Source organism: Mucilaginibacter sp. SMC90, from assembly GCF_022811725.1.
GTDB lineage: Bacteria > Bacteroidota > Bacteroidia > Sphingobacteriales > Sphingobacteriaceae > Mucilaginibacter.
Map to the genome: position 1 here is coordinate 6,591,868 of NZ_CP094527.1, position 12,619 is coordinate 6,604,486.

Genomic DNA, 12,619 nt, shown 5'->3' on the forward strand with positions numbered 1-12,619 from the left:
GGCAATACAAAGCGGACAACCTCGGGGTATTCTGCGAGTTCAAGTTAATCCACAAATAATAGCCAAATGGTTATTGCCAATTGAGTAGTACGTTGAACCCCTCTGGGGCTCTGGTAAGGGCGCGACGTGATTTCTACAAACCTTTTCCCCCTCTGGGGGATTTTACAATTCAAAAAACAGGTATTAATTGAGATGTACTCACTTGTACCAGGACAAATGCACCAGAGGTGCAAAAGGTTTGTAGCATAAAAAAGGATAAAAATATCCTTTGCCCCAGAGGGGCAAAACAAGGCGCATTGCCGTTAAGCGACAAAACAATTTACGGATTAACTTAAATTCGTAAAGTACCTTGAGGAAGCGGGGATACGGATTTCTATTTATTATTACTATAATAATCAACCGCTTCAATGATCACATCACAAGCCTTCCTGATCTCATCATGCGTAATAATAAGCGGGGGAGCTAAACGCATGGAATTGCTGCAATGCAAAAACCAATCGGTGATAACACCATTTTCTATACAGCGGTCAATTATTTTTTTATTGAGATCGAAATTTTCCAACTCGATGGCCATCATAAGGCCCTTGCCCCGCACCTGGTGTATAGCGGGGTGTACAAGCAATTCACGAAACAAAGTCTCTTTTTCGGCTACGCCAGATACCAGGTCGTTATCCAGCAGGTACTCCAAGGCGGCTAAACCTGCTGCACAACATACCGGGTGCCCGCCAAAAGTAGTGATGTGACCAAGAATTGGGTTTTCTTTCAATGCATCCATGATTTGGTTTGATGAAATGAATGCCCCTATTGGCATGCCCCCTCCTAACGCTTTTGCCAAAAGCAAAATATCAGGAACAATATCAAAATGTTCAAAAGCGAAAAGCTTACCTGTACGACCAAACGCCGCCTGGATCTCATCCAGTATCAACAGTGTACCCGTTTCGGTACAGCGGGCACGTAAAGCCTGCATATAGGCAAGATCCGGTACGCGGATCCCTGCTTCGCCCTGGATGGTTTCGATAATTACACAGGCAGTTTCTTCGGTGATAAGTTCAAGATCCTCCGGATTATTAAAACGGATAAAATTTACACCCGGTAATAAGGGCCGGTAAGCCTGCTTAAATTCTTCATTGCCCATAACGCTCAATGCGCCATGCGTACTGCCATGATATGAGTTAAGGCAGGCAACAACCTGCTGCCGTCCGGTAAAGCGTTTAGCGAGCTTTAAAGCCCCTTCAACCGCCTCGGCACCCGAATTGGTAAAATATACCGATTGCAAATTATCCGGCAATACAGAAACAAGCTTTTCGGCAAAACGCACCTGCGGTGTTTGCACGTATTCGCCGTAAACCATCAGGTGCATATATTTATCAACCTGCTGTTTTATGGCATCAATAACATAAGGGTTGCTGTGCCCTAAACTGCTTACGCCAATACCCGATATCAGATCGATATACGGCTTGCCCTCCGCATTGTACATATAAATACCTTCGGCACGCTCAAATTCAAGCAATAAAGGAAAATTGGTGGTTTGTGCGTTATTGGCTAAAAAAAGCTGGCGAAGAGTTGGCATGTTGTTAAGTTGTATTCAAAAGTGTTAAAATCCAAACCGTCATTGCGAGGTACGAAGCAATCGCGAACTATACAGAGCGGCTCTGCTTATAGAGGATTGCTTCGTGCCTCGCAATGACGAGTAGTAAAATCCAGACTTACGAAGTTTTGAAAACTTCGTAAGTCTTAGATCCGCAATGACGGTTACTTAGATTCACCAACAAAGATAAACTAAAACAGATGGACGAAAATCCATCTGTAAATGATATTTAAAATACTTTGATTTTTAAGATAAGTTAGAACAACTAATCTCTAAACTCCAACCTCTAATCACTAACCTCAATTTCCCGCTCTTTCGCTGCGTTCGCTGAGTTGTTTGATGAGCTCATCGTTAAACTCCTGCTCGCTTTTGTACAGGATGCTTACCTTTTCGGGTGGAAGGATCTTTGAAAAAGAATCGCGATAGCGTTTACGGATCCCAACCAGCTGGCTTTCGTAATAAATTTCTTTATCTATTTGTTCGGTGCCGTTGGTTGACGAAGTTGAGTTGTTTAAACGCTTCAGGATACGCACAGCAGTAAGTTCCTGCTGATATTGATTATAAAGCGGCCAAAATTTGGTCGCCTCTTCATCTGTAAGATCAAGCTGGCGGCTGATATACCTGTTACGGGCCGCTTCCAGCCTTTTACCCATATTGCCCTTTTTGTTGCCATTAGGCCGAACGGGATTAAGCTCGGGCCTTGAAGGTGTTTGAGCCGGAACAAAGCGGTTAACCTGTCCCATAGCTTCATACCCCATAGCCATAACAAATAACACAATACAAATATGCCTGATAAATTTACTCATTAAATGTTTTCCTCTGTTTAATTATCTATATAATCCGACAGATCTTCGTCTGCATTACTTGTATTACTTTTTTGATTAGCATCCATCAGTGTACGGGTGTCACTTGCATCCATATGCAGCTGAAGGTAACTTTTAATTTCATCAACCGGAACTGATGATACCTGCTCATGTAAATAAGAATGGTTATGATCTGCCGGTTGCAGATCTGCCCTGAAAATAACACCTACACCAAGTATTAGTGCAAAACAAGCCGCTGTAGCATACCTGATGGTTGGTGAAGACCAAAGCCTCCTTATCATGCTTTTTTTCTGTACATGTTTGGCTTTGTTAATGCTTACAACGTTATCTGCTTCCTGCTCCTCCTCAACTTCGGCATTAACTGTTTTATCAAGGATACGCTGGCTAAGCTGATCAAAATAGTTTGCAGGCACTTCAAAACCTTCGTGCTCCATGTTTATGGCTTCCTCAACCGCAATGCGGCTTTGAATGTTGGCACTTAGCTCCTCAAAATAGTTTTCAGGAACAGTAAAGCCTTCATCGCCCATGGCCTCCTCCACCGCAATGCGGCTTTGGATATTGCTGCTCAGTTCGCCAAAATAATTTTCAGGAACCGTAAAACCCTCATCGCCCATAGCCTCCTCCACCGTTATACGGCTTTGAATATTGCTGCTCAGTTCGTCAAAATAATTTTCGGGCACCGTAAAACCCTCGCCCGCATCCATGGCTTCATCAACCACAATACGGCTTTGAATATTGCTGCTAAGCTCATCAAAATAATTTTCGGGAACGGTAAACCCCGAATCACCGGCGCTAAAAGCACTCTCAATATTTATACGGCTCTGGATATTGCTGCGTAGCTCGTCAAAGTAATTTTCAGGTACCGTGTACCCTGCAGATGGATAGTTCTTTAATCCCTCAAGCCTTATGCGTGTTGTAATGTGCTGCGCTAACTCATGGAAATAGCCGTCAGGCACTGTGAACGGGTTAGTTTTGCTAACCTGTTTCAGCGCGATGAAATCATCCAGCCATTCCCTATTGTCCATATCGCTTTTCATACACAACTATAGATTGGTATTGTGCTAAAAGGTTTAACGTAAATTAAAAAATTAATCGTGACCAAGCAAATGAGCTTCTATCTTCTTGACTGCCAAGTGAAAAGAAGCTTTTAAAGCCCCTACGCTGGTACCCAAAACCTGCGACATTTCTTCGTACTTCATGTCTTCATAGTATTTCATATTGAAAACAAGCCGTTGTTTTTCGGGCAGGGTAAGCAGTGCTTCCTGCAGTTTACGCTGCGCTGCGTCGCCGTTAAAATAGGTTGAGTCGGCCAGTGTATCAGCCAGCTCGTAAGCAACATCATCCAACGAAACATTATTCTTTTGTTTTTTCTTATTCAAAAAAGTAATGCATTCGTTGGATGCTATCCTGTACATCCAGGTGTACAGTTGCGCGTCGTTTCTGAAACCGGCAAGGTTTTTCCAAACCTTTACAAAAACATCCTGAACCAAATCATCGGCATCGTCATGATCAACAACCATGCGCCTGATGTGCCAGTATATTTTTTGCTGGTATTTTTTCAACAACAGGTTAAACGCCTCATTCCGGGTTTTTTCGTCCTGGAATTTGCTTAATATCTCTGAATCTTCAACCTGTACCGACATTTTTAGAATTTTATTAATGTTAAAGGTTTAATTAACCTTTTTTGTTTTTTCTTTCTATCACCTTTTTAACTGCGGCCACAATATGTTCGGCATCTAAACCGTATTTGGTCATCAGCTGTTCAGGTGTACCGCTTTCGCCAAAGCTGTCATTAACAGCTACGTACTCCTGTGGCGAAGGGTTGTGTACCGCAAGTACCTGCGCAACACTGTCACCTAAACCACCAAGGCGGTTATGCTCTTCGGCAGTAACTACGCAGCCTGTTTTAGCAACCGATTTCAAAATAGCCTCTTCATCAAGCGGTTTAATGGTGTGGATGTTGATGATCTCAGCATCGATACCCTGTTCAGCCAAAATTTCGCCTGCTAAAATAGCCTGCCATACCAGGTGACCTGTAGCAAAGATACTTACATCAGCACCTTCATTCACCATCCATGCTTTACCAATTTCAAATTTTTGATCAGGATCGGTAAAAATAGGAACAACCGGGCGGCCGAAACGCAAGTAAACCGGGCCGTCGTACTCAGCAATAGCAACAGTAGCAGCTTTTGTTTGGTTATAATCGCAGGTGTTGATAACGGTCATGCCCGGTAACATTTTCATCAGGCCGATATCTTCCAGGATCTGGTGGGTAGCACCGTCTTCACCCAAAGTTAAACCGGCGTGTGAAGCACAAATTTTAACGTTTTTGTTTGAATAAGCTACCGACTGACGGATCTGGTCATAAACCCTGCCGGTTGAAAAGTTTGCGAAAGTACCGGTGAAAGGAATTTTACCGCCAATGGTCATACCGGCAGCAATACCGATCATGTTGGCTTCGGCAATACCCACCTGTACAAAACGCTCAGGGAATGCTTTAATAAAATCGTTCATTTTTAACGAACCGATAAGGTCGGCACAAAGGGCAACAACCTGGTCGTTTTTCTGGCCTGCTTCCAGCAACCCGGCACCAAAGCCCGAGCGGGTATCTTTTTTATCTGTGTAAGTGTATTTTTTCATTGTTCAAATTCCCTTTGCTTCCGCGAGGGAATGGCATTAAATCGTGATAAATTAAACTGATGTTTCTAACTCCTCCGTTAGCCAACGGAGGCCGGGGGATTAATAATCGCCCAGTGTTTCTTCTAACTGATCTAAAGCCAGTTTAAGCTGCTCATCATTTGGCGCAACACCGTGCCATTTGTGGCTGCCCACCATAAAGTCAACACCATAACCCATTTCAGTATGCATCAGGATCATGATCGGTTTGCCCTGGCCTGTACGGCTTTTTGCTTCTTCAAGCACCCTAACCACATCAGCCATATCATTGCCTTTCATATCCAGTACATCCCAGCCAAAAGCTTCCCATTTAGCACGAAGATCGCCTAATGAAAGTACCTGTTTGGTTGGACCATCAATTTGCTGACCGTTAACATCGATAGTTGAGATCAGGTTATCAACATGATTGTGAGGAGCAAACATTGCTGCTTCCCAGATCTGGCCTTCCTGGATCTCGCCATCGCCATGCAGGGTAAACACCAATGATTTATCACCGTTTAATTTTTTAGCAAGTGCAGCACCAATAGCTACCGATAAGCCCTGACCTAATGAACCCGAAGCAATACGGATACCAGGAAGGTGCTCATGTGTAGTTGGGTGACCTTGTAAACGAGCATTCAGTTTACGGAAAGTTGCCAGTTCGGCTTTATCAAAATAACCAGCATGTGCAAGTGTGCTGTAAAACACAGGCGAAATATGGCCGTTTGACAGGAAGAAAATATCTTCGCCAACAGCGTCCATATTGAATTTAGGATCGTGGTTCATTACCGAAAAGTACAGTGCGGTAAAGAAATCGGTACAGCCCAGCGAGCCGCCCGGGTGGCCTGATTGACAGCCATGTACCATGCGTACAATGTCGCGCCTTATTTGTGACGCGGTTTTTTCTAAAGTTTGTAAGTCTGCTTTCATTAATGGAATTTAGGAACTGCTAAAGTAGTTATTTTGATTGTGTTTTTAACACTTATTTTACAAGATCAAGTACCTGTTGAGACGAGTTTTTGGTATCAACCTTACTGATCACGTGTGTAATAACTCCTTCTGCATCAATTATGAATGTGGTACGTGCGGTACCCATGTATTTTTTGCCATACATATTCTTCTCAACCCAAACGCCATAAGCTTCAACAATTTTAAGCTCATTATCGGCTATCAGGGTAAATGGCAGGCTGTATTTGGTTTCAAATTTTTTGTGCGATTTTTCATCGTCGGTGCTTACACCTATCACCTCAAAACCCTTACTTAAAAGCGATTGATAGTTATCCCTGAAATCGCATGATTCGGCAGTACAACCGGGGGTATCATCTTTTGGATAAAAATAAAGGATCACATTTTTGCCCTTGTAATCGGCAAGGGATACTTCCTTACCGTTTTGGTCTTTAGCGGTAAAAGCGGGTGCTTTATCGCCTTCTTTTAATGTTGTCATGATTTATAGGTACTTATCTGTAAAAATCGGCGGTAAATTCCGAAAAATTATTCTTGTTATCAACTAAAGCCAACTTAAACACGTGTTTACCAGGCGCAATATCGCCATTAAAGGTGTAACTTAATATTTTACTTTTATAATCGTGCTCCATCAGCACCCATTTGCCGTCGATAGTGCCTGTATAGCTTTTAATTCCTGATAAATTGTCGCTCATTCTGAAATTAATGCTTCGTGCGGCCTTCATATTGCTCCCGTTTTTGATATTGAGCGGATGAATAACAGGCGGTACGGTATCAATCTTAATATAATAATCGCCAAAGGCACTTACCTGCGATATCACATACCCATCTTTAAAGTAACCACCCTGGCAGCCACCCCACGAGCTCACAATAACCGCCTTATCGGCATATTTGCCCAGATCAACATCGGGCTTGATCCAGATCTCATAGCTGTCATGAATAGGCGTTAAACGGTTATGGATATGGTGCATAGCCGAATAAGCTCCTACAGGTTTAGCCGATGCTGAATACTGAAAATCAAGATCGTCATACAGGTTGCCGGGCATAATGATCACCTTAACTTTATCGTTACTAAACTCGCTGCGTTTATCATAATAAAGCATGGTACCGGTTGGCTTTACTGGCTGCGGATTGGTAAATGGTGATGATTTAACTTTTAGCTTAAGCGATGATGTATTGCCTGCCACATCTTTCACCACATATTCTACATCATGCGTAGCATTGTCGTCAAAGGTAATGATGCCATTGTTTACCGATTGCGGGTACAGTGAAATCCGGCTGCCGGGAAGGATGAAGCACTTTTGCATCCACCTGCGCGATGATTCAAAGGCCGGGTAATCGATATAAGCGTTAATTGCATGGGTTTGATCAAACGCGAAACGCTCAACCGCAAAGGTATATACTGTTTTGCCATCCAGTTTTAATTCGATAGAATATACGCCGTTATGGTTAAACGAAGTGCTGTTCATATCGGTGGTATTGATGCCAAAACCGATATTACCGCTTAATTCCAGTGTTTGCGGTTTAATAAGGTGGTAATTACCTGCAGAGCCGGTAACGCCTAAAAACTCTTTAGGTGTTTTTTCGCTAAAGGGTTTGCCGTTAAGGTGGTAAATACCGATAGAGGTAATTGTAGGCGGTACTTTATCGGGAATGGTTAAACCAAACAATTGCGCATTGATGGTTTCTTCAGTTTTGCTATCCCTGATCTCGAAGTGCACATGCGGCCCTGCGGATGCACCTGCATTACCCGATATAGCTACAACCTCATCCTTTTTTACCGGCACCTGGGTTGGTGTCAGGTTAAAATCGGCTTCGTAAGTTTGATGATCATACTGGTATTTTTTAACCAGTTCAATTACCGCCGGACTAAAGCTTTGCAAGTGGCCATAAACAGTGGTATAACCGTTGGGATGGGTAATATAAATAGCCCTGCCGAACCCGCCAAACTGCACGCGCACCCTTGATATATAACCTTCGGCAGCAGCATGTACAGGATAACCTGTACGCTGGTTAGTCTTAAAATCCAACCCCGAGTGGAAATGCGACGGTCTTAACTCACCAAATGAGCCTGCGGTAGTAGGTGGCGTAAGATCAAGCGGATACCTGAAATAGTTTTGAGGATACTGCCTGCTTTGTATGATATTATTCTGTGCATACGTGTTTGAATAAAGCGCCAAACACATTGCACTTGTAACCAATAGTTTTTTGATCATGCTTATTTAACGTAAAAATCGAGCATTTTTTCATCCTCAAGGTATCCCTCAAGCCTGTCGCCAATTTTCACTTTTGATACACCCGGTGGGGTGCCGGTAAATATTAGGTCGCCCTTTTTTAGGGTGATGTATTTTGAAACAAACGCGATGATACTCTCAAACGAGAAAAGCAGATCGCGGGTATTACCCTGCTGTCGGGTTTCGCCGTTGATATCCAGTTTAAAATTGATATCATAAACAGACTCAAACTTAGCCTTTGGCACAAAATTACTAATGGGTGCCGAACCATCAAAAGCTTTGGCTAATTCCCAGGGTAAACCTTTCTCTTTATGACGGGCCTGAATATCGCGGGCAGTAAAATCAATCCCTAAACCAATTTCCTCGTAATAGTTGGCGGCAAATTTTTCACTGATGTGCTTGCCTTCTTTACTGATCTTTAAAACCAGCTCTATTTCATGATGCACATCTTCCGAAAAATCGGGGTGATAAAAAGGCTTATTTTCTTTCAGCAAAGCCGTTTCGGGCTTCATGAAGATAACCGGCGTAGTAGGTACCGGGTTATTAAGTTCTTTGGCGTGTTCGGCGTAGTTGCGGCCAATGGCTATAATTTTCATAAATGAACGCTATAAACGCCAAAGCTAAAAAATTTGATGGGTTTGGGGGAAGGTTTGTGAGCTTGTATTAATTATTTGACGTTTTCAATGCCGTTGTTGGTGTTGTTACCACAGGTGTTCGGAAGAATTAAAAAAACGAGGGGCTGTGCGATTCCCTCCCCTGGGAGGGTGTAGGGAGGGGTTTATCCGCCAAACCTATCTGCTTTAATGACGCATAAACCCCTCCCAGCCAACGCACATTTCAGCCGCTCCCCTCCCAAGGGAGGGAATTAAAAAAATCTTCGTAACACCTGTAGTAAAAACACCAACAACGGTGTAGCATGTCATTGAGGAGCGGCATGGGCAAAAGCGTTTGGTGCGACGTGGCAATCTCGTAGCTATACAGGGCTGACATGCATTGCGACGAGATTGCCGCGCTGCGCTCGCAATGACATTTTTTTTTGCTTAGTTGTTAATAACACACAAATAACCGCGAGAAAATAGCTTAAGAAACTAAAAATTTATTAATTAATAACAGAGATCCTTTTGATAACCGATTCCGTACCGGCTACTACGCGTACAAAGTAAAAGCCGCGAACCAGCTTATTGCTGATGGGATAATTCAGATTATGATCGCCGGATTCAACCCTTTGCGAAAACAGAGTGGAAATATCGTTACCTAAAACATCCATTATTTTAATGGTAACATTGGTATTACGGGATATAGAGTATTTAAGGTTGATTTGATCCGTAACCGGATTTGGGTATAACTGTACATCACTTAATAACTTATCGTCGGGCCTTGACACGTTCAATTTTACATTTGAAGTAACAGCGGGTTTCAACGGCGGAAGTGAAAGATGTAATCCGTTTTTTAAATAGGAAGTTTTAGCAGCCTTATTTTTACCCCTAAGATATACAGTATCAGATTTTAGCGTATGACCGTCAACTACAAAGGCGAAGTTCATGAAAATTGCCATCGCAATTATCACGACCCATGTGTAGGTGTAAACATAAGAATATGTAAAATTTCGCCTCATTATTTAGTATGATTCTACAAAAGTATAAATAATGCCCTCATCCTATTAAATAGTTAATGTTTTTGTAAAACTTTTTAACAATTTTTAACAAAACGCACTGCCTTATTGTATTGTAGACACATTATTTCCTTATACGTTTAATCAAGATAATGGTTTAACCAAAAAAATTAATATTTTTGCCATCTCTAAATCATAAAAGTGTCAAATCATAAAGATCTGCATAAACTGTCGGCCGCTGGCTTTTTGATCAGTTTAGGAATAATTTACGGTGATATTGGTACCTCCCCATTATACGTATTCAAGGCCATAGTTGGTCAGCGTCAAATTTCAGAAACATTAATTCTTGGAGGTGTTTCGCTTATATTCTGGACATTAACCCTACAAACCACTTTAAAATATGTGGTAATTACTTTAAGGGCTGATAACAAAGGTGAGGGTGGCATTTTTTCGCTGTTTTCACTGGTTCGGCGTAAAGCAAAGTGGCTTATTGTACCAGCGGTTGTAGGCGGTTGCGCCCTGCTTGCCGATGGTATCATTACGCCGCCAATTACCATATCGTCGGCCATTGAAGGTTTGCAAACCTATTATCCACATTTGCCAACAGTGTATGTAGTAATGGCCATTATTACGGCTTTGTTTATCATACAGCAATTTGGCACCTCATTGGTGGGCAAGGCTTTTGGGCCAATTATGTTCATCTGGTTTACCATGATGGGCTTTTTGGGCATTACTTACATTATACACGACCCATGGGTTATCCGCGCGTTAAACCCATACTACGCAATTAAACTGCTTACCTCAAGCTCAAGTGACAACGCCTTCATCATATTAGGTGCTGTGTTTCTGTGTACTACGGGTGCTGAGGCTTTATACTCTGACCTTGGTCATTGCGGTAAAGCCAATATCCGCGTAAGCTGGGTTTACGTAAAAATATGCCTTATTTTAAACTATTTGGGCCAGGCCGTTTGGTTATTACAGCGCAATGGTCACACTATGGACCTTAACGCCAACAACCCATTTTACCAGATCATGCCATCGTGGTTCCTGATATACGGTATTGGTATTGCTACCGTGGCTGCTATCATAGCCAGCCAGGCGCTGATATCAGGGTCATTTACACTCATTGCAGAGGCTGTAAGGCTTAACCTTTGGCCAAAAGTAAGGATCAATTATCCGTCTGAGCAAAAAGGGCAACTTTATGTGCCAAGTGTTAACTGGCTGCTTTGGGCAGGGTGTTTGGGTGTGGTGTTGATATTCAAGCATTCGGATAAAATGGAGGCGGCTTACGGTTTAAGTATTACCGTAGCCATGCTCATGACCACCATACTGGTATCCAAGTTCCTAAAACGTAAAAAGGTCCCTAACTACATCATCAATATGTTTTTGGTGGTTTACCTGCTTATTGAAGGCACCTTCCTTACCGGTAACCTGCATAAGTTTTTAGACGGTGGCTGGTTTACTTTATCTATAGGCTTTATCCTGTTCACGGTAATGTGGACCTGGCATACCGCCCGTAAAATCAGAAACCGCTATGTTAAATTTGTTGAGATAGAGGATTATTTCGACATTATAACAGAGTTGAGCCTTGACGAAAGTGTACCTAAATATGCCTCACAGCTGGTGTACTTAACCAGCGCCAATTTCAATTCAGAAATTGAATCGAAAATTGTTTACTCCATACTGCAAAAGCAGCCTAAGCGCGCCGACGTTTACTGGCTGGTACACGTTGACGTAGTTGACGAACCTTACAAACGCGAATACGAGGTTGACCATTTGGTACCAAACAAACTGATCCGTATTGACTTTAAGCTTGGTTTCCGCGTTGAACAGCAAATAAACCTGTTGTTCAGGAAAGTAGTGGAAGACCTGGTTAAAAAAGGTGAAGTTGATATTACCAGCACTTACAAATCACTGAACAGGCACAAAATTGTCGGCGATTTCCGTTTCGTGGTGATCGAAAAGATCTTTTCACGTTCGCACAACCTATCTTTTATCGAAAGGTTTATTATGGATTACTACAAGCAGCTTAAAAAAGTGAGCTTATCCGAAGAGCGTGGTTTCGGCCTCGATCTGAGCTTTGTAACGGTGGAAAAAGTACCATTGGTGCTTGCCATACCCGAAGCAATTGAAATTCATAGGGTTAATTAAAAATACTTAATAAACAAGAAAGGCTCCCGGAAATCCGGGAGCCTTTTCTTATTAAAACAATCTGCCGCGGGCTTTCAGCCCGTGGTTTACCATGGTTTGAGCTTTCAGCTCAAGAGTATAAGCTGAAAGCTTACATTACGCTGCCCACAGGCTGAAAGCCTGCGGTAGTTTTTATTTTTATAACCCGCTCTCCCACGCCATCCGCATATACTTCCTTACTTCATCATTAATATCTTCCTTAAAAAACATCCTGAAGTAATGGTTGTATTGATCGGTACCGGGTACCTGCTTTATTTTAATGAAGCACAGGTTACCGTCATAAACCTGTTTAAAGGGGAATACTACGTCAAGAAAGTTTTTACCTAATTGGGTAACATAAGCAAAATTCACTCTTGCCCCTAAAGCAATCATGCTTTTGGTAGGATAAACTTTAACCGGACCAATGTGCAGGTACTCCTCAACCAAATGGTCAAAAAGGGCAATGGTATGGGAAGATTTTCCGTTTAGTGCTTCTGATAGTTCCCTGTCGCGGCATGAATGTACCTGGTTGGTGGCAGTAAATTCACGTTCGCATAAGGGGCAGGTCCACATG

General features: G+C 42.5%; 12 protein-coding genes. 1 reads left to right on the top strand and 11 read right to left on the bottom strand.

Features of this window, described 5'->3' with window-relative positions:
* Positions 1–373: 373 nt before the first annotated feature.
* The 10 genes from MTO98_RS27365 to MTO98_RS27410 form a co-directional block, all read right to left on the bottom strand.
* Positions 374–1,570, bottom strand: a complete 1,197-nt coding sequence (locus MTO98_RS27365) for an aspartate aminotransferase family protein (RefSeq protein WP_243482165.1) — start codon at positions 1,568–1,570, stop codon at positions 374–376.
* A gap of 317 nt (positions 1,571–1,887) precedes the next feature.
* Positions 1,888–2,394: a hypothetical protein gene (locus MTO98_RS27370; protein WP_243482166.1), complete on the bottom strand. Its 507-nt coding sequence runs from the start codon at positions 2,392–2,394 to the stop codon at positions 1,888–1,890.
* A gap of 17 nt (positions 2,395–2,411) precedes the next feature.
* Complete coding sequence (locus MTO98_RS27375) at positions 2,412–3,449, bottom strand: hypothetical protein (protein WP_243482167.1); 1,038 nt, start codon at positions 3,447–3,449, stop codon at positions 2,412–2,414.
* Between the two features lie 51 nt (positions 3,450–3,500).
* Entirely contained in the window at positions 3,501–4,055 is a 555-nt protein-coding gene (locus tag MTO98_RS27380) for an RNA polymerase sigma factor (protein ID WP_091221884.1), read from the bottom strand.
* A 31-nt stretch (positions 4,056–4,086) separates the two neighbouring features.
* Positions 4,087–5,052: a transketolase family protein gene (locus MTO98_RS27385; RefSeq protein WP_243482168.1), complete on the bottom strand. Its 966-nt coding sequence runs from the start codon at positions 5,050–5,052 to the stop codon at positions 4,087–4,089.
* A gap of 99 nt (positions 5,053–5,151) precedes the next feature.
* Positions 5,152–5,997, bottom strand: coding sequence for a transketolase (locus tag MTO98_RS27390; protein ID WP_090531971.1), 846 nt, complete (start codon positions 5,995–5,997; stop codon positions 5,152–5,154).
* 52 nt (positions 5,998–6,049) lie between these two features.
* Positions 6,050–6,511 (bottom strand): thioredoxin-dependent thiol peroxidase, encoded by a 462-nt coding sequence (gene bcp, locus MTO98_RS27395; protein WP_243482169.1) that lies wholly within the window; start codon positions 6,509–6,511, stop codon positions 6,050–6,052.
* 13 nt (positions 6,512–6,524) lie between these two features.
* Positions 6,525–8,246: a M23 family metallopeptidase gene (locus tag MTO98_RS27400; RefSeq protein ID WP_243482170.1), complete on the bottom strand. Its 1,722-nt coding sequence runs from the start codon at positions 8,244–8,246 to the stop codon at positions 6,525–6,527.
* A 2-nt stretch (positions 8,247–8,248) separates the two neighbouring features.
* Positions 8,249–8,860, bottom strand: a complete 612-nt coding sequence (locus tag MTO98_RS27405) for a fumarylacetoacetate hydrolase family protein (RefSeq protein WP_243482171.1) — start codon at positions 8,858–8,860, stop codon at positions 8,249–8,251.
* A 503-nt stretch (positions 8,861–9,363) separates the two neighbouring features.
* Positions 9,364–9,879 (bottom strand): T9SS type A sorting domain-containing protein, encoded by a 516-nt coding sequence (locus MTO98_RS27410; RefSeq protein WP_243482172.1) that lies wholly within the window; start codon positions 9,877–9,879, stop codon positions 9,364–9,366.
* A gap of 198 nt (positions 9,880–10,077) precedes the next feature.
* Between MTO98_RS27410 and MTO98_RS27415 the strand changes: the two genes are divergently transcribed.
* Entirely contained in the window at positions 10,078–12,027 is a 1,950-nt protein-coding gene (locus MTO98_RS27415; protein WP_243482173.1) for a KUP/HAK/KT family potassium transporter, read from the top strand.
* 177 nt (positions 12,028–12,204) lie between these two features.
* Here the strand turns inward: MTO98_RS27415 and MTO98_RS27420 are convergent, their stop codons facing one another.
* Positions 12,205–12,618, bottom strand: a complete 414-nt coding sequence (locus MTO98_RS27420) for a DUF5655 domain-containing protein (protein WP_243482174.1) — start codon at positions 12,616–12,618, stop codon at positions 12,205–12,207.
* Position 12,619 lies beyond the last annotated feature (1 nt).

What these genes read in the sequence shown, in the direction of transcription:
- MTO98_RS27365 (WP_243482165.1), bottom strand. Translation starts at nt 1,570, where the DNA reads ATGCCAACTCTTCGCCAGCTTTTTTTAGCCAATAACGCACAAACCACC.
- MTO98_RS27370 (WP_243482166.1), bottom strand. Translation starts at nt 2,394, where the DNA reads ATGAGTAAATTTATCAGGCATATTTGTATTGTGTTATTTGTTATGGCT.
- MTO98_RS27375 (WP_243482167.1), bottom strand. Translation starts at nt 3,449, where the DNA reads ATGAAAAGCGATATGGACAATAGGGAATGGCTGGATGATTTCATCGCG.
- MTO98_RS27380 (WP_091221884.1), bottom strand. Translation starts at nt 4,055, where the DNA reads ATGTCGGTACAGGTTGAAGATTCAGAGATATTAAGCAAATTCCAGGAC.
- MTO98_RS27385 (WP_243482168.1), bottom strand. Translation starts at nt 5,052, where the DNA reads ATGAAAAAATACACTTACACAGATAAAAAAGATACCCGCTCGGGCTTT.
- MTO98_RS27390 (WP_090531971.1), bottom strand. Translation starts at nt 5,997, where the DNA reads ATGAAAGCAGACTTACAAACTTTAGAAAAAACCGCGTCACAAATAAGG.
- bcp (WP_243482169.1), bottom strand. Translation starts at nt 6,511, where the DNA reads ATGACAACATTAAAAGAAGGCGATAAAGCACCCGCTTTTACCGCTAAA.
- MTO98_RS27400 (WP_243482170.1), bottom strand. Translation starts at nt 8,246, where the DNA reads ATGATCAAAAAACTATTGGTTACAAGTGCAATGTGTTTGGCGCTTTAT.
- MTO98_RS27405 (WP_243482171.1), bottom strand. Translation starts at nt 8,860, where the DNA reads ATGAAAATTATAGCCATTGGCCGCAACTACGCCGAACACGCCAAAGAA.
- MTO98_RS27410 (WP_243482172.1), bottom strand. Translation starts at nt 9,879, where the DNA reads ATGAGGCGAAATTTTACATATTCTTATGTTTACACCTACACATGGGTC.
- MTO98_RS27420 (WP_243482174.1), bottom strand. Translation starts at nt 12,618, where the DNA reads ATGTGGACCTGCCCCTTATGCGAACGTGAATTTACTGCCACCAACCAG.